The organism is Noviherbaspirillum aerium, assembly GCF_008929045.1.
Lineage (GTDB): Bacteria > Pseudomonadota > Gammaproteobacteria > Burkholderiales > Burkholderiaceae_D > Noviherbaspirillum > Noviherbaspirillum aerium.
On sequence record NZ_VFAH01000014.1, the window covers coordinates 149625 to 169438 of the forward strand.

The window sequence follows — 19814 nt, forward strand, 5'->3', positions numbered from 1 at the left end:
CTGCGTCGCGAAATCCTCGCTCCCCCTTTTATCCCCCTTTTAAGGAGGAGGAACGTTCTTTACTTAACATTTGCGGATCCGGCCCTACCGCATCGTCAGCCAGCGCAAGGGCATGGTCACGATCTCCGGCACCGCAATCAACAGTCCCAGCAGCAGCAGCTGTGACAGCAGGAACGGCCACACGCCCTTGATCACCGACTCCATCGGTATCTTGGCCACGCCGCAGACCACATTGAGCACGGTGCCGACCGGCGGCGTGAGCAGGCCGATCGCATTGTTCATGATGAACAGCACGCCGAAATACACTGGATCGATGCCGGCCGATTTCACGATGGGCATCAGTACCGGCGTCAGGATCAGCACTGTCGGCACGAAGTCGAGCGCGGTGCCGACCAGCACCACGACCAGCATGAGCACCAGCATCAGCAGCCTGGGCGAGTCGATGAAGGGCGCGGCCAGCGCCTGCACCTGCGCCGGAATGTCAGCCACTGCGATCAGCCAGGCCGATACCATTGCCGCCGCCACCAGGAACATGATGACGGCGGTCATCTTGGCGGCGCTGACGAAGCTGCGGTAGATCAGGGGCAAGGTCAGTTCGCGGTAGATCACCGTGCCGATGAACCAGGCATAGAAGGCCACCACCACCGCCGCTTCGGTCGGCGTGAAGATGCCGAACTTCAAACCGCCGACGATGATGAAAGGCAGCACCAGCGCCCAGATGCCCTCGCGCAGCGCCTTGAGCATTTCCGCGGTGCTGGCGCGCGGACGCGTCTCCGGCAGGTCCTTGCGGCAGACGGCCCACCAGGCGGTGATCAGCGCCATGCCCATCAGCACCCCGGGAACGATGCCGCCGAGGAAGAGCTTGGTGATAGATACCTGCGCGGCGACGCCGAACACGATGAAGCCCATCGACGGCGGAATCACCGGTGCGATGATCCCTCCCGATGCGATCAGGCCGGCGGAACGGCCGATCGGATACTTCGCTTCGCGCATCATCGGAATCAGCAGTGCCGACAGCGCGGCGGTATCGGCCACGGCCGAGCCCGACAGGCTGGCCATGATGATGGCCGCGAACACCGCGACATAGCCAAGCCCGCCGCGCAGATGCCCCACCAGCGCCGAGGCCAGGTTGACGATGCGGCGCGACAGGCCGCCGGCATTCATGAACTCGCCTGCCAGCATGAAGAAAGGCACGGCCATCAGGATGAAGGAGTCGGCGCCGTTGACCGTGGACTGGGCCACGATCTGCGAGTCGAAATTGCCGATCTGCAGCATCAGCGCCAGCGAGCAGACGATCAGTGCGAACGCGATCGGCATGCCGAGCCCCATCGCCCCCAGCAGCGAACCGAGAAAGACGAGCAGCGTCATGTGGTTCTCCCCTGCGCGCCATGGGGAAGCGGCTCTTCGGTCCTGGCATGTTCGGTCGCGGCTTGCACGTCTTCTTCGCTGTCGGCCACCTGCAGAAGTTCGTCGGCGCTCAGCCGGCCGGTGGCCAGCCGCCACAGGTTGCGCAGCACCGCCAGTCCTAGGCCCACCGCGGCGAACAGCCCGGCGGCATACATCCATGCAATCGGATATCCGGTGACCGGCGCCAGGATCGTGCGGTTGATGACCACCTGGCTCCAGCTGCCGCTGGCCAGCACCACGCAGCAGATCAGCATCAGGACATTGCTTGCGAGGAAAAGCATTTTCTTCATGCCCATCGGCGCGCGCCGCACGATCGTGTCGACGCCGAGATGCGCGCCCTCGTACATTGCGAGCACGGCGCCGATGAAGGTCAGCCATACCAGCAGCAGGCGGGCAATCTCATCCGACGACGAGATGCCGGAGTTGAAGCCGTAGCGCAATACCACGTTGCCAAACGTCAGAACGCACATCACGAACAGCATCAGCGCAAGCAGCGCCTCGATGGCCCGTCGCGCCCATTTCCATCTTTCATTCATACCTACTCCCGAACCGGCGTTGCACGCCATGCATGGATCTTGATCGCTTCAGCTCCGGCGGCGCGCAAGATACCGGTACAAGTCGCGCACGCCAAAGGTCCAGGGCGCAATCTCGGTCGACAGCTGCACGGTATTGACGAGGGCGCCGAGGCGCGGCGTGGAAATCGTGACGACATCGCCAAGGTGATGGGTGAAGCCGGCGCCGTCGGCATCCCGGTCCTGGATCGGAGAAAACATGGTGCCCAGGAAGAGCATGAAGCCGTCGGGATACTGGTGATGCCGTCCCCAGGTCTGGGCGACCAGTTCCAGCGGGTCGCGGCTGATTTCACTCATGCGGCTGCTGCCCTGCAGCACGAAGCCGTCGTCGGCGCCTTTGATGCGCAGCGACAATTCCGCCTGGCGTACGGCATCGATATCGAAATCCTCATCGAACAGGCGAATGAAAGGTCCGATCGCGCAGGAGCCGTTATTGTCCTTGGCCTTGCCCAGCAGCAGCGCGCTGCGGCCTTCGATGTCGCGCAGGTTGACGTCGTTGCCGAGCGAGGCGCCGACCACTTCCCCCCGGCTGTTCACCGCCAGCACGACTTCCGGCTCCGGATTGTTCCAGCGCGACTCGTGCGCGAGGCCGACCGGCGCGCCGAAACCCACCGACGACATCGGCTGCGCCTTGGTGAAGACCTCGGCATCGGGGCCGAGCCCGACCTCCATGTATTGCGACCAGGCGCCCCGCTCCAGGAGCAAGGCCTTGAGCCGGTTCGCCGCATCGGAGCCGGGACGAACCCGGGACAGGTCGGTGCCGACCAGCGCCGTGATGGTTTCCCGGATCCGCGGCGCATCCTCGGCCTTGCCGCGCGCCTGTTCCTCGATGACCCGCTCCAGCAGGCTGACGGCAAATGTCACTCCGCAAGCCTTGACGGCTTGCAGATCGCAGGGGGCCAGCAGTTGCGGCGAAGCTTGCGGCGAGGCTTGCAAGGAAGGTGTGCCGGCTTCGATGCTGCGCTGCATGAATGCCAGCACCGGTCCGAGGCCGGTTCCGGCGGCGCTGCGTGCCAGGCTCGCCGGGTCGTCGGCTTCGAGCAGATCGGAAACCGTCGGCACGGTCGATGTGATGTCGAACATCATGCCGCCGCGTACCACGACGACGCTCGGGCCGCCCGTTGCGGCATCCCAGATGCGTCCTACAAGAAGTGCCTGCTCCAGGTCCTCGGGCAGGCAGCGGCTGGCGCTCGCTTCAATCACGTTGTCTCCTTCGTTTCTTGTTGATTTTTGTATATCCATCGAATCTTAGGCGCGGTAACCATATAATTCCAATGAAATATCGCGCCGTACCTATGCCGATTTCGATATACCTCAAAAAAACAGGAAAACCATGGAGACACCACACTGGTTCGTGCGCAACCGCCTCAAGACCCGGCAGTTGTGGCTGATCGTTGCCATCTACGATCACAAGAGCATCAACAAGGCTGCGGAGGTGCTCGGCATGACACAGCCGGCCTCCTCCAAGCTGCTGCGCGAGATCGAGGAGGTGCTGGGCGTGGCGCTGTTCGAGCGGCTGCCGCGCGGCATGCAGGCGACCTGGTACGGCGAAACCATGGTGCGGCATGCGCGCATGGTGCTGCGCGGGCTCAACACCGCCTGGGATGAAATCGCCGACTGGAAGTCGGGCCGCTCGGGCCGGGTCACCGTCGGTTCCATCATGGCCCCGGCGATCAGCATGGTGCCGCGCGCCATCGAAGCCTTCTATCGCGAGGACCGGATGGCGCGCGTCTCGGTGGTGGTGGAGTCGAGCGACGTGCTGTTTCCCCGCCTGGCCCAGGGCGAGATCGACATCATGATCGGGCGCTTCGTGGTGGACGGCGACAAGACCAATTACGACTACGAGACCCTGGTCGACCAGGAAGCGATCTGTTTCGTCGCCCGCCGCGACCATCCCTGGCAGAAGCGGCGCAAGCTGTCCTGGCAGACCCTGTCCGAGGCGGCCTGGGTGGTGCCGCCGCCCGGCGGACGGCTGCGCCACCGCTTCGACATGCTGTTCCGCGAGCAGGATGTCAGCCCGCCGAGGCGCCTGGTGGAAACCGTCGAACTGCAGACGCTGGCCGCGCTGGTGCAGCGCACCGACATGCTGGCCATCCTGCCCACCGAAGCGGCGCGGCATTGTGCCGGCAGCAACCTGCGCATCCTGCCGCTGCAGTTGTCCTGCACCATGGATTCCTTCGGCATCATCACCCGCCGCGGCCATCTGCTGTCGCCCACCGCCGCCGAACTGCTCGGCTTCCTGAGGACGGCCGCGCAGACGCATTACGGCGGCATGGCGGTGAAGAGCACTTGATGTTAGGATGCTGAAACCGGTTTCAAAAGCCGGTTCCCAAACGCTGCTTATGTGGAGCCGATTCAGTCCCCATGCCATCCAAGACCATACAGCGCGCGCCGAAACGCACGGCGCCGGCCGCCAAAACCACCATCGCCGACGTCGCCCGGGAAGCCGGCGTTTCCAAGGCCACGGTATCGCGTTTCCTCAATCACGGAGACAAGCTGCTCTCCGCCGATATCGCCAGCCGGGTCGAGGCCGCCATATCCAGCCTGCGCTACACGCCCAGCCCCATGGCCCAGTCGCTCAAGCGCGGCAAGTCCGGGCTGATCGGGCTGGTGGTTGCCGATGTGACCAATCCCTACTCTGTCGCCGTGCTGCGCGGGGTCGAGACTGCCTGCCGCGAAGCCGGCTACCTGGTGATCCTGTTCAATATCAGCAATGACCGCGAACGGGAACAGGAAGCCATCGCCGCGCTCTCGTCCTATCAGGTGGAAGGTTTCATCCTCAACACTTCCGGCTACATGGCGAGCAAGTCGCGCCAGCCGAATCATTACGGCAAGCCCGCGGTGCTGGTCGACCGCCGCCATGCCGACATGCAGGAAGACTTCGTTTCGCTGGACAATGCCAGTGCCATGACGATGGCGGTCGATCATCTGCTGGAGGCCGGCTATCGGGAACTGCTGTTCGTGACGCAGCCGCTGTCGAACGTCAGTTCCCGCATCGAGCGGGAAACGGCGTTTCGCAACTGCATCGCCGGCCGCGCATCCAAGGCGAGCGGCGCCACGCATGAAAACGCCGAGGATGACGTCGAGGCGCTGGAACAGGCGCTGCGCAAGCTCGGCAAGCGCCCTTCCCGCCGCCCGGCGATCATCACCGGCAATGCGGTGATGACGCTGCGCGTGGCTGGCGTCGCGGCGCGTCTCGGCTGGCAGCTGGGCAAGGATATCGGACTGATCGGGTTCGACGACGCCGAATGGGCGCCGCTGATCGGCCCCGGCATCACGACCATCGCGCAGCCGACCGACGAACTCGGGCGCATGGCGGCACGCTGCCTGATCGAACGCATCGAGGGCATCGACTTGCCGCCGCGCCAGATCCTGCTGTCGGGAAGACTGACGCCGCGCGGCTCCACCATGCCGGAGTGAAACTGTTTTTGAAGATTTCTGAAACCGGTTTCTTGCGCTTTGAAACCGGTTTCAGTAGAATGATTTTCAGGGCCCCATCGCAGAGCCCGTTACATCGCCTTGTAGAGCCTGTCGTATAGCTCGTTTATGAGCCGCCGCATCATGCCGGGAGCATCGTGAATTACACATTTCAATTCGGAGACGTGCTGGCCGCATGGCCGCTGCTGCTGAAAGGCGTCTGGGTCACCATCCAGCTGTCCTTTCTCGCGATGGCGATCGGCCTGGTGGTGGCCATCATCTGCGCCTGGGGCAAGACGGAAGGACCGGCTCCCGTGCGCTGGCTGGTCAACGCCTACATCGAGGTCATCCGCAACACGCCCTTCCTGGTGCAGCTGTTCTTCTTCTTTTTCGCGCTGCCCGCGCTCGGCCTGCGCTGGTCCGCGCATACCGCGGCGCTGACGGCGATGGTGGTCAATCTCGGCGCCTATGCCACCGAAATCATCCGCGCCGGCATCGAGTCGGTGCCGAAGGGACAGATCGAAGCCGGGCTGGCGCTCAGCCTGAACCGCCTGCAGGTATTCCGCTTCATCATTCTCAAGCCGGCGCTGCGCGCGATCTTTCCGGCGCTGACCAGCCAGTTCATCCTGCTGATGCTGAGTTCCAGCGTGGTGTCGGCGATCTCGGCCGATGACCTCACATCCGTGGCGGCCAACCTGCAGTCGCAGACCTTCCGCAGCTTCGAAATCTATATCGTGGTGGCGATCATCTACCTGCTGCTGTCGCTGGCGTTCTCCGCCGTGTTCAAACTCATCTCCGGCCGCTGGCTGAGCTATCCGGAGCGCAGATAATGAGAACCTTCGGCATCGGCGACCTGTGGTTCATACTGGAGGCCGCGCAGTGGACGGTGGCGCTGTCGCTGATCGCCTTCCTCGGCGGCGCGGTCGGCGGCCTCGTCATCGCCCTGAGCCGCACCTCGGACCTGGCCTTCGCGCGCCATGCGTCGCGCGTCTTCATCCTGGTGTTCCAGGGAACGCCGCTGCTGCTGCAGCTGTTCCTGGTGTTTTTCGGCGCGCCGATCCTCGGGCTCGACATCAATCCCTGGGTGGCGGCCGGCATCGCCCTGATCCTCAATACCAGCGCCTTCCTCGGCGAGATCTGGCGCGGCTGCATCGAAGCGATTCCCCGTGGACAATGGGAGGCGGCGGAAGCGCTCAACCTGTCCTACAGGTCGCGCATGATGAAGGTCATCCTGCCGCAGGCCTTCAAGATCGCGCTGCCGCCCACCGTCGGCTACATGGTGCAGATCATCAAGGGCACCTCGCTGGCGGCGATCATCGGCTTCACCGAGGTGACGCGCGCCGGGCAGATCATCAACAACGCCACCTTCCAGCCGCTGATCGTGTTCAGCGTGATCGCGGCCGTCTATTTCATTCTCTGCTGGCCGCTCTCGCTGCTGGCCGGGCGCATGGAACGCCGCCGCAACGCCGCGCTGGCGCGGTAGCGAACCACTCTCGATTTTTGACGCCGCACATCTTGAACACCTGATCCACGACAGACAACCAACAACGACCACAGGAGACTTGCCATGACATCCTTCTTCAAACGCCGCCTTGCAACATCGTCGATGCTTGCGCTGGGCATCGCCGCCGCGCTCGGCATGAACGCAACGGCCGCTTCCGCGCAGACGGTCGCCGACATCAAGAAAAAGGGCGAGCTCACGGTCGGCATGCTGGTCGACTTTCCGCCCTACGGCACGATGAACAGCAGCAACCAGCCCGACGGCTATGACGCCGACGTGGCGCGCCTGCTGGCCAAGGACCTAGGCGTGAATGTCAAGCTGGTGCCGGTCACCGGCCCCAACCGCATTCCCTTCCTGCTGACCAACAAGGTCGACGTGCTGGTCGCTTCGCTGGCGGTGACGCCGGAGCGGGCCAAGCAGGTGCAGTTCTCGCAGCCGTATGCGGCAGCGACCATCGTTCTCTACGGCACCAAGAAGGCCAACATCAAGGCCGCGCCCGACCTCAAGGGCGTGCGCGTCGGCGTGGCCCGCGCCAGCACGCAGGACATCGCGCTGACCGCCGCCGCGCCGGAAGGCACCGAGATCCGCCGCTTCGATGACGACGCCTCGGCGATGCAGGCGCTGATGTCGGGCCAGGTGGACGCGATCGGCTGCTCGACCACGGTGGCTGCGCAGATCGACAAGCGCGCTCCCGCCAACACCTTCGAAAACAAGTTCGTGCTGCGCCAGCAGGTGATGGGCATTGCCATGCGCCCCGGCCAGGCCGAGCTGCAGAAAACCGTGGATGATTTCGTTGCCCGCAACAAGGCCAACGGCGAACTCAACAAGCTGTATCGCAAATGGCTGGAAACCGACCTGCCGGCGATGTCCGGCAGCTGAGCGGAGCGGCCATGACAGCTAGCGCAAGCGCCGCGGTGCGTGACGATGCCGCGCCGGAACAGGCGATCATCAGCCTGGAAGGCATCAACAAGTGGTTCGGCAGTTTCCAGGTACTGACCGATGTGAACCTGCGGGTGAAAGCCGGGGAGCGCATCGTCATCTGCGGACCGTCCGGCTCGGGCAAGTCGACCCTGATCCGCTGCATCAACCGGCTGGAAACCGTGCAGCACGGACGCATCCTGGTCGACGGCATCGATCTCACCGCCGGCGGGCGCAATGTGGAAGCGGTGCGGCGCGAAGTCGGCATGGTGTTTCAGCAGTTCAACCTGTTTCCGCATCTGACGGTGCTGGAAAACTGCACGCTCGCCCCTGTGCAGTCGGGACGCATGACGCGCCAGGAAGCGCAGGACATCGCGCTGCATTTCCTGACGCGGGTGCGCATTCCCGACCAGGCGAACAAGTATCCGAGCCAGCTGTCGGGCGGTCAGCAGCAGCGCGTGGCGATTGCCCGCGCGCTGTGCATGAAACCCAAGGTGATGCTGTTCGACGAACCGACGTCGGCCCTCGATCCGGAAATGGTCAAGGAAGTGCTCGACACCATGGTCGGCCTGGCCGAGGACGGCATGACCATGCTGTGCGTGACGCATGAAATGGGGTTTGCGCGCAGCGTCGCCGACCGGGTCATCTTCATGGCCGACGGGCGCATTCTCGAACAGGCGCCGCCGGCGCAGTTCTTCGGCCAGCCGCAACACGAGAAGACGCGCAATTTCCTCGGCCAGATCCTGAGCTCCCACTAGATTCCCGACTTTCCAACTTTCCCACAATGACTCTTTCTCCCGCCGTCTTCATTTCCCTTTCCTCGTTCGGCGCGGCCGAGGTCGGACGCCACGGCCAGCTCTGGTTCGCCAGGCTGGCGCATGCCGCCGGAGCCGACGGCGTCGAGGTGCGCGGGGAACTGCTGCGGGACGACCACCATGCAGGCGGCGAGATCGACGACATTGCCGCGGGCCTGCGGGAGCTGAAACTGCGCGTGGTGTATTCCAGTCCCGAGGGCATGTTCGCCCGCGGCGGCGAACTCGATGCGGCCGCCGTCGAGCGCGCCTTCGCTATTGCCCGCCGCCTGGGCGCGGCGCGGCTGAAAATGTCCATCGGGCATTTCGGACCGGCATCGCCGGCTTTCCTGCCGGCGCTGAAGAAACATCTGGCCGAATCCGCCATCGAACTGGTCATCGAAAACGACCAGACCGATAGCGCCGGCACGGTCGATGCGCTGCAGGCGTTTTTCGCGGCGGCGGACGCGGCCGGGCTTTCGCTGCCGATGACTTTCGACATGGGCAACTGGCACTGGACCGGCGAATGTCCGCAGCAGGCGGCTTCAGCGTTCGCCGCGCGCGTGGCTTACATCCATTGCAAGGGCGTGCAGCATCAGGCGCAGCGCTGGGCGGCGGTGCCGATGACCCGGTCGGGCGCCGCCTGGCGCTCCTTGCTGCGCGCGCTGCCTGCCAACGTGCCGTGCGCGATCGAATACCCGCTGATCGGCGATGACTTGCTCGCCGTGACGCAATCCGAAATCAGCGGCCTGCGCGCCATCATGGCCGCTTCCGCCTCTGCCGCCAGGGAGACAATGCAATGAGCCAGGCACTGGACGTGGTGACCTTCGGGGAAGCGATGCTGCTGCTGGTGACGGACCGCCCCGGCCCGATCGAGGATGCCGAAGCCCTGTACAAGCGCACCGCGGGCGCGGAAACCAATGTGGCCATCGGACTGGCGCGGCTCGGCTTCAAGGTGGGGTGGGCGAGCCGCCTCGGCACCGATTCCATGGGCCGCTACCTGCTCAAGGCGATGCAGCGCGAAGGCATCGATTGCTCGCATGTGGTGTGCGACCCCGCGCAGCGGACCGGCTTCCAGTTCAAGGGACGAGTCACGGACGGCAGCGATCCGCCGGTGGAATACCACCGCAAGGGTTCCGCCGCCAGCCAGATGACGGTGGCCGACATCGATGTGCCCTGGCTGCAGTCGGCGCGCCACCTGCATGCGACCGGCGTCTTCGCCGCGATCTCCGACTCCTGCCGGGAAGCGGCGCTCGCGACCATGACCCTGATGCGCGAAGCCGGGCGCACCGTCTCCTTCGACCCCAACCTGCGGCCGACCCTGTGGGCAACGCCGGAGCTGATGCGCGACAGCATCAACCGCATGGCGACGCATGCCCACTGGGTATTGCCGGGCCTGGAAGAAGGAAGATTTCTCACCGGCGAGCAGACGCCCGAAGGCATCGCCCGCTTCTATCGCGAGCGCGGCGCGGAACTGGTGGTGGTCAAGCTGGGACCGGACGGCGCCTATTTCGACGGCGAGTGGGGCAATGAAGAAGCCAGCGGCTATGCGCCCGCCTTCCCCGTCGACAAGGTGATCGACACCGTCGGCGCCGGCGACGGCTTCGCGGTCGGCATCATCACCGCGCTGCTGGAAGGCTTGCCGGTGGCGCAGGCGGTGCGCCGCGCCGCATGGATAGGCGCGCGGGCGGTGCAGGTACTGGGCGACACCGAAGGCTTGCCGACCAGGGCGCAGCTGGCCGAAGCGGGGCTTTGAATGCAGCCTGCCCCGCGCAAGAGCGTCCTGGTATTCCGCGAGCTGCCGCCCGATCAGCTGGCGCGCCTGCATGCCGCCCATGATGTGATCGTGGCCAACCCGCGCAAGCCGGAACAGCTTGCCCTGTTCGAGCAGGCATTGCCCCGCGTGCAGGGAATGATCGGTTCCAGCTATCCGGTCGACGCCGGGCTGCTGGAGCGCGCCGCCAGTCTGGAAGTGATTTCCAGCATATCGGTCGGCGTCGACAACTATCCGCTGCCCGCACTGCGCGAGCGCGGCATTACGCTCTGCCACACGCCAGGCGTGCTCACCGAGACCACCGCCGATACCATCTTCGCGCTGGTCATGGCGACCTCGCGGCGCCTGGTCGAACTGGCGCTGCATGTGCGCGAAGGCCGCTGGAACCGCAATATCGGCGAGGACCTGTTCGGCTGGGACGTGCATGGCAAGACCATGGGCATCATCGGCTTCGGCCGCATCGGACAGGCCGTCGCCAGAAGGGCCGCGCTCGGTTTCAACATGCGGGTGCTGTACAGCGGCCGCCGCGATGTGCAGGCGCCGGGACTGGAAGGAAAAACCACGCGGGTCTCGCTGGAGGCGCTGCTTGCCGCAGCCGATATCGTCGTCCTGACGCTGCCGCTGACTGCGGAGACGCGCGGAATGATAGGCCGGGGCGAGTTGCAGGCGATGAAGCCGGGGGCTATCCTGATCAACGGCGCGCGGGGCGCCATCGTGCAGGAGGATGCGTTGCTTGATGCATTGAATGATGGACGCCTGCGGGCGGCGGGGCTGGATGTCTTCGCCACCGAACCCTTGCCGCTCGATTCTCCGCTGCGCCTGCATCCGCGCGTCACCGCGCTGCCGCATATCGGTTCGGCCACGCACGAAACCAGGCACGGCATGGCAGAGCTGGCCACCACCAACCTCCTGCAGGCGCTGGCCGGGGAACGGCCGGCGGCGCTGTATGCATTGGGCTGAGAGGCTGCGGCGCAAGCTGTTCGCAGGGCAATGATGTTTGCTCGCAGTCGCTGCTTTGACCTTCAATCACTCTGGAGCGGTAAATGGAACGTGGGGAACGCGGGGAACGCGGCAAAACGCAAGGCATGACGGAAGCCGGCAGCTTTCGCATCGGCGACAGCGTCGAGCTGATGGCACAACGGCAACGCCATCAGGAACTCGCGCAGAAAATCCGCAATGGCGCTGTCACCGAGGCGGAACGGGATGAATTCTTGCGCCTGGACAATGCGCTGCATGCCGCCAGGCCTGGAACGGTCGCGGAAAAGCCGGACAAGCCTCAGCCCTGACAAAAACTCCGCCGCCGGAGAGATGGCTTTGCAAGCGCACATGGACTACTATTCCCCCTTCCTTGCACTCCGCCCTTGCCAGCGCCCCCCATGGCCAATCATGAAACCTCGGACAACAAGACACTGCGCGTCGTCCTGTTCGTCATCGTCGCATTTGCCTGCATTGCCGCAGCCATCGTTGGCGCTTTCGCCGGCTGGAAGGCGGGAACCATTTCCCTGGTACTGCTGATGCTGCCGGCAGCCACCATTTATCGTTCCAGCGGCATGAAGAGCATGAAGAAAAAGAATTGATGCCTGCCTTTACCGTTGCTCCACCGTCAAGCTGTTCGCCGTGATATTCCCCCGCTGCCCACTGGGCCTGGCGGGGTCGACGAAATCGGGCAGTGGCGCGAAGGCATGAATTGCATGAAGGACTTGAAGGACTTGAAATAAGTCGATGCGGAGAAAGAATACCCCTCTCCCGCAGGCGGGAGAGGGGTAGGGGTGAGGGATTCCGCAAAACCGCGGAAGGTCGAACCATCCCTTCGCTACCTCCCCCTCATCCGAAAAAGAGCCTTTGCCGGTCACCCATGCGCATCCCTGGTGGAGCCGCCGGCATCACTCCCGCACTAGGCTGTGTTTGATAAGCGTTGCGAGCGGTTCGGAGTGGTGCCGAGGAGCGCACGCGTACGCAGGGTACGCCGAGCACCGCAGGCGCCAATCCGGATTGCGTAGCAGCTTATCAAACACAGCCTAGGGCAGGAGGCGCTCAAACCGCCACCCGCCCGATCGCCCTTCTATCGCTGAACCCTCACCTGAATAGTGCTGCGCGCCTCGATATTCGAGGTATCAAAGGCAATGGCGGTCAGGGTATGCGTGCCGCGCAGCCAGCGTGTGCTCCAGCTGTAATCGAGCGCGCCGCCTGCAGCTGTTGCGACCCGATTCCCGTCGATCATCAGGATGATTCTCGAGACTGCCCGATTGTCGCTTGCGCGCACCGAGACACGCACGGTTCCGGAAACGGTTGCACCGTTTCCCGGGCTCGCGAATGAAACTTTTGGCGCCGTCGTATCGGGGGTCGAAGGTGCTGGTGCTGGTGCTGGTGCTGGTGCTGGTGCTGGTGCTGGTGCTGGTGCTGGTGCCGGCGTCGGCGTTGGCGTTGGCGTTGGCGTTGGCGTTGGCACCGTTCCGCTCGCCTCATAGGCGCCGATATCCATCTGCCCGTCGAGTACGCGCGGCTCGGCAGAGGCAATGTGCTTGTATTGCGACACGGCTGCCAGGGAGACGCCCGTGCGCGAACTGCCCGGCGCGGAGCCGGCATTGATGACGGGCGAACCGCTGGCCGGGCGGAGATCATAGGCGGCTCGGTTGACGAAGGCCGGGCTGAGCGAGCGGTAATTGGTCTTGTCGATTGCCGAACCCTGCGTTGCGGCTTCCCCCACTCCTGAAAAGATATTGTTCTGCATGAGGATCGGCGTGGTGACCGAGGCGCCGACCAGGATGAACGTGCCGCGCGAACTGTCGTCGTTGAGGAAGGTATTGTTCACGACGTAGAGGTCCTGGGCGGGATTGGTCGCGCCTTCCGCGCCGAACGCGAGCATGCCCGGATTCTGATTTGCCGAAGGCTGTTCGATCACATTGCCGATGACATAGGCGGTGCCCGCATTCGGCAGATCGATCTCATAGCTCGGCTGTCCGCTTGCCGTGGTGCCTGCCTGGCCGGGAACGGTACTTGAAAACCGGTTATACAGGATGGTGTTGGTATGCGCGCGCGACTTCAGGTTGTGGCCGACGTTGGCATCGTGCGAATAGTTGTTGCGGAACACCAGGCTTCTCGCCTGGCCGATGTAGACGTTATGGGAATAACCATCGCCATAACCGTTATGGCCGAACTCGGTGTTTTCGATCAGGATGTCGGATGCGGTGTTTGCGCCGGAAAGAATGCCGTTTTCATTGTCATGCAGGAAGCTGCCGCGCAGGGTGAAGCCCGTGCCTTCAAGCCGCAACGCGGCGCCGTTGCGATCGGGGACTTTCGCTCCGAACATCTCGACATTTTCAATCGTGATGCCATTGCCGACCACGACCCAGGTGCCCTTGCCCATCGCATTCCTGCCGCCGGCGTCGATCTTCGGCCGTCCATTGACGCCGCGGATCGTCAGGTTATGCGCGTAGATGCCGCAGACGTCGCCCGTATAGGCGAGCGCTCCGTCGATCTCGATGACATCGCCGGCCTGCGCGGCGGCAATGGCCTTGCAGGGTGTGGAATATGGCTTTCCCGGACCGACCGGCAAGGTAGCGGAAAACGCCATGCCCGGCATCCCGGCAAAGAGCAGAGTGATGGCCACAGCGATGCTGCTGCGTTTTGCATCAAGGGCGGGCGATACGCAGGAAGAGGACGAAGAAGACGAAGAGGACGGCATGGTTATGCAAGGCATGAGAAATCCAGGTGAAGGCGATGGCAGAGAATAGTTCCAACGAGGAACGCCTGTCTGCCGGAAACATACTCCGTTCCCACTCTTACCCGTTGTTACAGAAAGCATGACGGGCTGTCATCAAGACCCTGTGTCCCGGTCCTTGCGCCGAAGGCGATTACGCATTTATCAAGCGCAATGGTTTTTACAACTGCACGGGAATGACTTCATCGCCACTATGTTGTAAGATGTCTGAACTTACAACCGCTGCAAGATCGTAGTCCGCGTGGGGCGGGCTGTTCCCCGCCCCACGCGGACAACGATCTTGCAAGCCAAACAGGAATCGTGATTTCGCCGTGGCGTCCAAACTTGTCCTCAATGCTCCATACCCGACCAAGAAGCGCGAAAAGCTTGCCGACGTGCTTTACAACTCGATCCTGAAATCCATCCTTGAAGGCGAGTTGAAGGAAGGCGACCGGCTCCCCGGCGAAGAGGCGCTGAGCGAGCAGTACCGCGTCTCCCGTCCCACCATCCGCGAAGCCCTGGCGCGCCTGCGGGCAGGCGGCATCATCGTATCGCGCCAGGGCTCGGGCAGCTATGTCGGACGTCCGCAGCAGGCGCCGGCGCTCAGCTTCACTGAAATTGCCAGCGTCGCCGACTTCCAGCGGTGCTACGAATTCCGGCGCGGCATCGAAGCCGGCGCCGCCGGCCACGCTGCGCAAATGCGCGACGCGGCCGATCTCGAGCGCATCCATTCGGCCTACCAGAGGCTGCAGACGGTGACTGCGCGCGGCGACATCGCGGTGGAAGAAGACTTCGCCTTGCACATGGCGATCGCCATGGCGGCGAAGAATCCCTTCTTCCAGTCGGTACTGGAAGCGATCCGCAGCCAGACGCTGTTCAGCATGTCGCTGTCGCGCAATCTGTCGCGGGAACAAGGGCCGCAGCGAATGGCGTCGGCGGACAAGGAACACCGGGCGGTCATCGATGCCATCGTAAGGCAGGACCCGGAGGCGGCGTCGGCGGCAATGCGCGCGCACATCAACAACTCGATGATTCGCATCCTCGGCAGCGACAAGTGATGGATAGCGCCGGCTTGATCGTGCAAGCCCTCCGTCAGGCAGTCATGACGAGGCTTTCGCGCAAATCGCCGGTGTAAAATGAATTCCACCTCCGCTTTTTGACCATATTGATCTGAACTCCATGGATATCCACACTGCAGTGTCCAACAACCCGAACCGGAGCAACGTCGGCAGCCTCAGCCGGCAATTGGTCGAACTGCTCACGGAACGCATCCAGAACGGCGAATTGAAGGCGGGTGACCGCTTTCCCACCGAGATCGAGCTGATCGAGCAATACCGGGTCAGCCGCACCGTGGTGCGCGAAGCGGTATCGAGCCTGAAGGCGGACGGCCTGGTGGAGACGCGCCATGGCATCGGCACCTTCGTTCTCGAACCCAGCCGCCGGGTACGCGTGGCCACGGACCCAAAGGAGGTGCAGACCATCCGCGAAGTGCTGCAGCTGCTCGAATTCCGCATCTGCCTCGAACCCGAAGCCGCTTATCTGGCCGCCCTGCGCCGCAGCGAAGAGGAACTGCGGAGCATCAAGACGGCGCTCGATGAACTGGTGGAACAGCGCACGCGCGGCGACGACACTTCCGGCGCCGACTTCGCATTCCATAACAGCATCGCGGGCGCCAGCGGCAACCGCTATTACGCCGACACCTTCAGTTTTCTCGGCGCCCGCGCGATCCCGCGCACCCAGGTCCGCACGCATCAGTTCCAGCCGCTGCCGCGCCAGCAGTACATGCATATCGTGAACGAGCAGCACAAGGCCATCTATGAGGCCATCGCGGATGGCAACGCCGAGCGCGCCCACGAAGCCATGCTGGCCCATTTGACCAGCAGCCTTGAGCGCCTGCGCAATGCCATCGCGGAAGAACCGCGCCCGGCATAACCGGGCTTGATCATGCTTGATCAAGCCCGCCGGCAAGCTCTAATCTGTATCGGCGGTTGAAGAAAAGGCCCGGAAGGTTCCGGGCCTTTTCTTTTAGCTTGTTGCGGCAGCTGCAGGTTCAGAGAACCAGGATTGCCCGGAAATCGTTGACATTGGTCAGCGTGGGACCGGTGACGACGAGATCGCCGAGCGCGCTGAAAAAGCCATAACCGTTATTGTCGGCCAGCATGGCGCGGCCATCGATTCCGGCCGTGGCGGCACGTGCCAGCGTATCGGGACCGATCACCGCGCCGGCATTGTCTTCGGAGCCGTCGATGCCGTCCGTGTCGCAGGCAATGGCATGCACCTCGGGCATGCCATCGAGCGCCACCGCCAGCGCCAGCAGGAATTCGGCGTTGCGTCCGCCGCGTCCCTTGCCGCGCACCGTCACCGTCGTTTCACCGCCCGACAGCAGCACCTGCGGCTTGCCGCCGGCCTTCGCACGCCGCCGGAGTTCGCGCACGCTGTCCGCATGCGCGGCAGCCACCTCGCGCGCCTCGCCTTCGATGTGATCGGACAGGATGTGCGGTTCCATGCCGAGCGCACGCGCCCTTTGCGCCGCGGCTTCCAATGCCGTCATGGCTGTCGCGACGACTTCATGGGAGTGAGCGGCAAAGCGCGGGTCGCCGGGCTTGGGCGTTTCCAGTTCGCCGGAAGCCAGGCGGGCCTTGATACCGGCGGGAACTTCGATGCCGTACCTGGCGATGATGTTCAATGTCTCATCACAGGTGGTGGCATCGGAAAGCGTCGGTCCGCTTGCCACATGGCTGGGGTCGTCTCCGGGAATGTCGGAAATGAGCAGCGTATGGACACGCCCCTTGCAAGCCGCCGCCAGGCGGCCGCCCTTGATTGCCGACAGATGCTTGCGCACGCAATTCATTTCCGAAATGCTGGCGCCGGAGCGTAGCAGCGCCCGGTTGATCGCCTGCTTGTCGCTGAACGCAAGCCCCTCCGCCGGAGCCGCGAGCAGCGAAGACCCGCCGCCGGAGATCAGGCATAGCAGCAGGTCGTCTTCTTTCAACGATCCGGCAAGCGCGAGGATGCGCTGCGCCGCAGCCGCGCCGGCGGCGTCGGGCACCGGATGCGCCGCCTCCACCACTTCGATGCGGCGCGTCGGCATGCCATGGCCATAGCGGGTGACCACCAGGCCCGACAGCTCGCCCTGCCAGTGCGCCTCTACCGCCTGCGCCATCGCCGCCGCGCCCTTCCCCGCGCCGATCACGACGGTGCGTCCTGCCGGCGGCGCGGGCAGGTGCGCGGGCACGCAGCCCGCCGCGCTGACCGCGGTCACCGCCGCGCCGAAGAGGTCAAGCAAATCCGCGCGCGGCGCGGTCCGATGTTGACTGGTCATGGCAGCAGGCATGCGGACCGATCAGGCGATCGGGTGATTCGACATCAGTTCCAGCGCGCGGCACAGCGCGGAATGATCGCTCTTGCCGAAACCGTTGGCCACGCAGGTATTGAACAGTTCCTGCGCCGTCGCGGTGTTGGGCAGCGTGACGCCGAGCGAGCGGGCGCCCTGCAGCGCGAGATTGAGGTCTTTCTGGTGCAGCTCGATGCGGAAGCCCGGATCGAAGGTGCGCTTGACCATGCGCTCGCCGTGCACTTCGAGAATGCGCGATGCGGCGAAGCCGCCCATCAGCGCCTGGCGCACGCGCGCCGGATCGGCGCCGGCCTTGGAGGCGAACAGCAAGGCTTCGCTGACGGCTTCGATGGTCAGTGCGACGATGATCTGGTTGGCCACCTTGCAGGTCTGGCCGGCGCCGTTCTCGCCGACATGGGTAATGTTCTTGCCCATCAGTTCGAAGTAAGGCTTGACGCGTTCGAAGCCTTCGACGGAGCCGCCGACCATGATGGTCAGGGTGGCGCCCTTGGCGCCCACTTCACCGCCGGACACCGGCGCGTCGAGATACTCGCAATCGAGCGCATTGACGCGCTTGGCGAATTCCTTGGTCTCGATCGGCGAGATGGAACTCATGTCGACAACGGCCTTGCCCGCGGACAATCCCGCGGCCACGCCGTTCTCCGAGAACAGCACCTTCTCGACGTCGGGCGTGTCCGGCACCATCAGGAAAATGATGTCCGCGCTTTTCGCCACTTCCGCCGCCGAAGCGCAGTAAGTCGCCTGGCCGTTGAGCGGATCCTGCGCCGGCTTGGTGCGGGTATGAACGAACAGCTGGTGTCCGCCCTTCTGCAGGTTCAGTGCCATGGGCGCGCCCATGATGCCCAGTCCGATGAAACCGAGGTTTGCCATGTAGTTCTCCTTAACGATGATTGAGCGACGCCGGGCTGCCTGCCGTTTGCGGCAGGCAAGCGCTCAGGCGCCTTGCCGGGTTGATTCGGCGAGATTCCGCAGCGCTGCTTCAGCGCCGCTGCGGAGCAATGTGATGTCGGTGGTAATGGCGACGAAATCGAAACCGCTGCGCACGTATTCCGCAGCCAGCACCGCATCCGGCATCAGGATGCCGATCGGCTTGCCGGCCGCATGGCAGCGCTCGCGCGCGGAATGAATCTGCTTTTGCACGTCGGGATGCTTGTTGTCGCCAAGATGTCCAAGCGCGGCGGCCAGGTCGGAAGGACCGACGAACAGCGCATCAACGCCATCGACCGCGGCGATCTCTTCGATGCTGGCGAGGCCGGCGGCGGATTCGATCTGCACCACCAGGCAGGTTTCGTTGTCGACCTGCGCAAAGTAATCGGCGTCGCGGCCATAGCGGTTGGCGCGGGTGCCGGCCGACACGCCGCGGATGCCCAGCGGCGGATAACGCATGGCGGCCACCGCGCGGCGGGCGTCGTCGGCGGAGTCCACCATCGGGATCACCAGCGTCTGCGCGCCGATGTCGAGCATGCGCTTGATGATGATGGTGTCATTGACGGCGGGCCGCACCAGTGCCGGCATGTCGCTCTGCGCAACGGTGCGCAGCTGCTCCAGCACCATGGGTACGTCATTGGGCGCGTGCTCGCTGTCGATCAGTACCCAGTCGTAGCTGGATTGAGTCAGCACTTCCAGGACGTTGCAGCTGGCAAGCATGCTCCATATGCCAATCTGCTGCTGTCGTGCCTGTAATCGTGCCTTGAAGGAATTGGTTTTCATGGAAGCCTCGATGGATCAAGTAGGACGACGGCGTGCGGGGATCTTGCTGATGCTTCGGTCCGGGCCGGCATGTTGTTTTTATAGACAATACGCTTGCCTGGCAAGGCTTCTTTTTTCTTTTGTTTCCTTGTGAATAACGGAGCACCAGCCGGCGCTCCGTTATTCAGGTGCCTCCAGATGGTTCCGGCGGCTTGTGCTGCTCTGCTTATGGCCTTACTTGCCCAGCATAATCGAAGGCAGCCACAGCGAGAACGACGGCACGTAAGTGATCAGCAGCATGGCCGCGATCAGCGCGCCGTAGAACGGCCAGATCGTCTTCATCACCTGCCCCACGCTGATGCCTCCGATCGCGCATCCCACGAACTGCGTCGTGCCCACCGGCGGCGTGTTCAGCCCCAGCGCGCAGTTGATCAGCATCAGCATGCCGAACTGCACCGGATCCATGCCAAACTTCATCGCGATCGGCAGGAAGATCGGCGTGCAGATCAGGATCGTGCTGGCCATGTCCATGAAGGTGCCCAGCAGGAACAGGATGATGTTGATCATCGCGAAGATCGCCCACGGGCTCGAGGAAATGCTCGACATCATCTCGCCGGTCAGCTCGGCCACTTCATACAGGCTCATCAGGTGCTGGAACACCGCCGAGATACCGATCAGCAGCAGCACCAC

The 19814-nt window shown here is 63.9% G+C and carries 21 protein-coding genes and 1 pseudogene; 14 read left to right on the plus strand and 8 right to left on the minus strand.

All coding sequences use genetic code 11. The features are described 5' to 3' along the window. Positions 1-84: 84 nt before the first annotated feature. From FH061_RS19440 to FH061_RS19450, 3 genes are read right to left on the minus strand one after another with little or no spacing between them, the layout of a single operon-like run. Complete coding sequence (locus FH061_RS19440; RefSeq protein WP_151637481.1) at positions 85-1368, minus strand: TRAP transporter large permease subunit; 1284 nt, start codon at positions 1366-1368, stop codon at positions 85-87. Beyond that, the gene (locus FH061_RS19445) at positions 1365-1943 is read right to left on the minus strand and encodes a TRAP transporter small permease (protein ID WP_151637482.1); all 579 of its coding nucleotides are present in this window, start codon (positions 1941-1943) and stop codon (positions 1365-1367) included. Before FH061_RS19445 ends, FH061_RS19440 begins: the two co-directional genes overlap by 4 nt. Before the next feature lie 48 nt (positions 1944-1991). Continuing rightward, positions 1992-3182: a fumarylacetoacetate hydrolase family protein gene (locus FH061_RS19450; protein ID WP_192805143.1), complete on the minus strand. Its 1191-nt coding sequence runs from the start codon at positions 3180-3182 to the stop codon at positions 1992-1994. A gap of 130 nt (positions 3183-3312) precedes the next feature. On the opposite strand from FH061_RS19450, the gene FH061_RS19455 reads away from it, so the two are divergent. The 11 genes from FH061_RS19455 (at position 3313) to FH061_RS19505 (ending at position 11957) form a co-directional block, all read left to right on the plus strand. Further along, entirely contained in the window at positions 3313-4272 is a 960-nt protein-coding gene (locus FH061_RS19455; RefSeq protein ID WP_151637484.1) for a LysR family transcriptional regulator, read from the plus strand. A 71-nt stretch (positions 4273-4343) separates the two neighbouring features. Further along, positions 4344-5399 carry a LacI family DNA-binding transcriptional regulator gene (locus FH061_RS19460; RefSeq protein WP_151637485.1) on the plus strand — a complete coding sequence of 352 codons (1056 nt, stop codon included), beginning with the start codon at positions 4344-4346 and terminating at the stop codon, positions 5397-5399. Between the two features lie 155 nt (positions 5400-5554). After that, positions 5555-6226 carry an amino acid ABC transporter permease gene (locus FH061_RS19465; protein ID WP_151637486.1) on the plus strand — a complete coding sequence of 224 codons (672 nt, stop codon included), beginning with the start codon at positions 5555-5557 and terminating at the stop codon, positions 6224-6226. Next, positions 6226-6879 carry an amino acid ABC transporter permease gene (locus FH061_RS19470; protein WP_151637487.1) on the plus strand — a complete coding sequence of 218 codons (654 nt, stop codon included), beginning with the start codon at positions 6226-6228 and terminating at the stop codon, positions 6877-6879. The genes FH061_RS19465 and FH061_RS19470 overlap by 1 nt, the downstream gene beginning before the upstream one ends. Before the next feature lie 84 nt (positions 6880-6963). Further along, the gene (locus FH061_RS19475; RefSeq protein ID WP_151637488.1) at positions 6964-7776 is read left to right on the plus strand and encodes a transporter substrate-binding domain-containing protein; all 813 of its coding nucleotides are present in this window, start codon (positions 6964-6966) and stop codon (positions 7774-7776) included. 11 nt (positions 7777-7787) lie between these two features. Continuing rightward, on the plus strand, positions 7788-8573 hold the full coding sequence (locus FH061_RS19480) for an amino acid ABC transporter ATP-binding protein (RefSeq protein ID WP_151637489.1): 786 nt from the start codon (positions 7788-7790) through the stop codon (positions 8571-8573). Positions 8574-8599: 26 nt separating this feature from the next. Further along, a complete protein-coding gene (locus FH061_RS19485; protein WP_151637490.1) occupies positions 8600-9409 on the plus strand; it encodes a sugar phosphate isomerase/epimerase family protein in 810 nt (269 codons plus the stop codon). Further along, on the plus strand, positions 9406-10362 hold the full coding sequence (locus FH061_RS19490) for a sugar kinase (RefSeq protein WP_151637491.1): 957 nt from the start codon (positions 9406-9408) through the stop codon (positions 10360-10362). Before FH061_RS19485 ends, FH061_RS19490 begins: the two co-directional genes overlap by 4 nt. Continuing rightward, complete coding sequence (locus tag FH061_RS19495) at positions 10363-11340, plus strand: 2-hydroxyacid dehydrogenase (RefSeq protein WP_151637492.1); 978 nt, start codon at positions 10363-10365, stop codon at positions 11338-11340. 83 nt (positions 11341-11423) lie between these two features. Beyond that, on the plus strand, positions 11424-11666 hold the full coding sequence (locus FH061_RS19500; RefSeq protein WP_151637493.1) for a hypothetical protein: 243 nt from the start codon (positions 11424-11426) through the stop codon (positions 11664-11666). Between the two features lie 90 nt (positions 11667-11756). Further along, entirely contained in the window at positions 11757-11957 is a 201-nt protein-coding gene (locus FH061_RS19505) for a hypothetical protein (RefSeq protein WP_151637494.1), read from the plus strand. 485 nt (positions 11958-12442) lie between these two features. On the opposite strand, the gene FH061_RS19515 is transcribed toward FH061_RS19505, so the two are convergent. After that, positions 12443-13954, minus strand: a complete 1512-nt coding sequence (locus FH061_RS19515) for an Ig-like domain-containing protein (protein WP_192805144.1) — start codon at positions 13952-13954, stop codon at positions 12443-12445. On the opposite strand from FH061_RS19515, the gene FH061_RS30565 reads away from it, so the two are divergent. The 3 genes from FH061_RS30565 to FH061_RS19525 all read left to right on the plus strand — a co-directional run bounded on the left by FH061_RS30565 (position 13953) and on the right by FH061_RS19525 (position 16012). Next, positions 13953-14114, plus strand: a complete 162-nt coding sequence (locus FH061_RS30565) for a hypothetical protein (protein WP_192805145.1) — start codon at positions 13953-13955, stop codon at positions 14112-14114. The genes FH061_RS19515 and FH061_RS30565 overlap by 2 nt on opposite strands. 298 nt (positions 14115-14412) lie before the next feature. Continuing rightward, the gene (locus FH061_RS19520) at positions 14413-15138 is read left to right on the plus strand and encodes a FadR/GntR family transcriptional regulator (RefSeq protein WP_151637495.1); all 726 of its coding nucleotides are present in this window, start codon (positions 14413-14415) and stop codon (positions 15136-15138) included. A 121-nt stretch (positions 15139-15259) separates the two neighbouring features. Continuing rightward, on the plus strand, positions 15260-16012 hold the full coding sequence (locus FH061_RS19525) for a FadR/GntR family transcriptional regulator (protein ID WP_151637496.1): 753 nt from the start codon (positions 15260-15262) through the stop codon (positions 16010-16012). A gap of 118 nt (positions 16013-16130) precedes the next feature. On the opposite strand, the gene FH061_RS19530 is transcribed toward FH061_RS19525, so the two are convergent. The 4 genes and pseudogenes from FH061_RS19530 to FH061_RS19545 all read right to left on the minus strand — a co-directional run. Then, a complete protein-coding gene (locus FH061_RS19530; protein WP_225984737.1) occupies positions 16131-17402 on the minus strand; it encodes a glycerate kinase type-2 family protein in 1272 nt (423 codons plus the stop codon). A 21-nt stretch (positions 17403-17423) separates the two neighbouring features. Continuing rightward, a pseudogene (glxR, locus tag FH061_RS19535) lies at positions 17424-18341 on the minus strand (2-hydroxy-3-oxopropionate reductase); the annotation flags it as partial. A gap of 27 nt (positions 18342-18368) precedes the next feature. Continuing rightward, positions 18369-19145, minus strand: a complete 777-nt coding sequence (locus FH061_RS19540) for an HpcH/HpaI aldolase family protein (protein WP_151637499.1) — start codon at positions 19143-19145, stop codon at positions 18369-18371. Positions 19146-19358: 213 nt separating this feature from the next. Next, positions 19359-19814: TRAP transporter large permease subunit (locus FH061_RS19545; RefSeq protein WP_151637500.1), on the minus strand; the 456-nt coding region annotated here is incomplete at its 5' end.

Coding starts and splice junctions, on each gene's coding strand:
- FH061_RS19485 (WP_151637490.1), top strand. CDS start 8,600: ATGACTCTTTCTCCCGCCGTCTTCATTTCCCTTTCCTCGTTCGGCGCG.
- FH061_RS19515 (WP_192805144.1), bottom strand. CDS start 13,954: ATGGCGTTTTCCGCTACCTTGCCGGTCGGTCCGGGAAAGCCATATTCC.
- FH061_RS19505 (WP_151637494.1), top strand. CDS start 11,757: ATGGCCAATCATGAAACCTCGGACAACAAGACACTGCGCGTCGTCCTG.
- FH061_RS19475 (WP_151637488.1), top strand. CDS start 6,964: ATGACATCCTTCTTCAAACGCCGCCTTGCAACATCGTCGATGCTTGCG.
- FH061_RS19495 (WP_151637492.1), top strand. CDS start 10,363: ATGCAGCCTGCCCCGCGCAAGAGCGTCCTGGTATTCCGCGAGCTGCCG.
- FH061_RS19470 (WP_151637487.1), top strand. CDS start 6,226: ATGAGAACCTTCGGCATCGGCGACCTGTGGTTCATACTGGAGGCCGCG.
- FH061_RS19480 (WP_151637489.1), top strand. CDS start 7,788: ATGACAGCTAGCGCAAGCGCCGCGGTGCGTGACGATGCCGCGCCGGAA.
- FH061_RS19440 (WP_151637481.1), bottom strand. CDS start 1,368: ATGACGCTGCTCGTCTTTCTCGGTTCGCTGCTGGGGGCGATGGGGCTC.
- FH061_RS19530 (WP_225984737.1), bottom strand. CDS start 17,402: ATGACCAGTCAACATCGGACCGCGCCGCGCGCGGATTTGCTTGACCTC.
- FH061_RS19460 (WP_151637485.1), top strand. CDS start 4,344: ATGCCATCCAAGACCATACAGCGCGCGCCGAAACGCACGGCGCCGGCC.
- FH061_RS19540 (WP_151637499.1), bottom strand. CDS start 19,145: ATGAAAACCAATTCCTTCAAGGCACGATTACAGGCACGACAGCAGCAG.
- FH061_RS19500 (WP_151637493.1), top strand. CDS start 11,424: ATGGAACGTGGGGAACGCGGGGAACGCGGCAAAACGCAAGGCATGACG.
- FH061_RS19445 (WP_151637482.1), bottom strand. CDS start 1,943: ATGAATGAAAGATGGAAATGGGCGCGACGGGCCATCGAGGCGCTGCTT.
- FH061_RS19490 (WP_151637491.1), top strand. CDS start 9,406: ATGAGCCAGGCACTGGACGTGGTGACCTTCGGGGAAGCGATGCTGCTG.
- FH061_RS30565 (WP_192805145.1), top strand. CDS start 13,953: ATGCCCGGCATCCCGGCAAAGAGCAGAGTGATGGCCACAGCGATGCTG.
- FH061_RS19525 (WP_151637496.1), top strand. CDS start 15,260: ATGGATATCCACACTGCAGTGTCCAACAACCCGAACCGGAGCAACGTC.
- FH061_RS19455 (WP_151637484.1), top strand. CDS start 3,313: ATGGAGACACCACACTGGTTCGTGCGCAACCGCCTCAAGACCCGGCAG.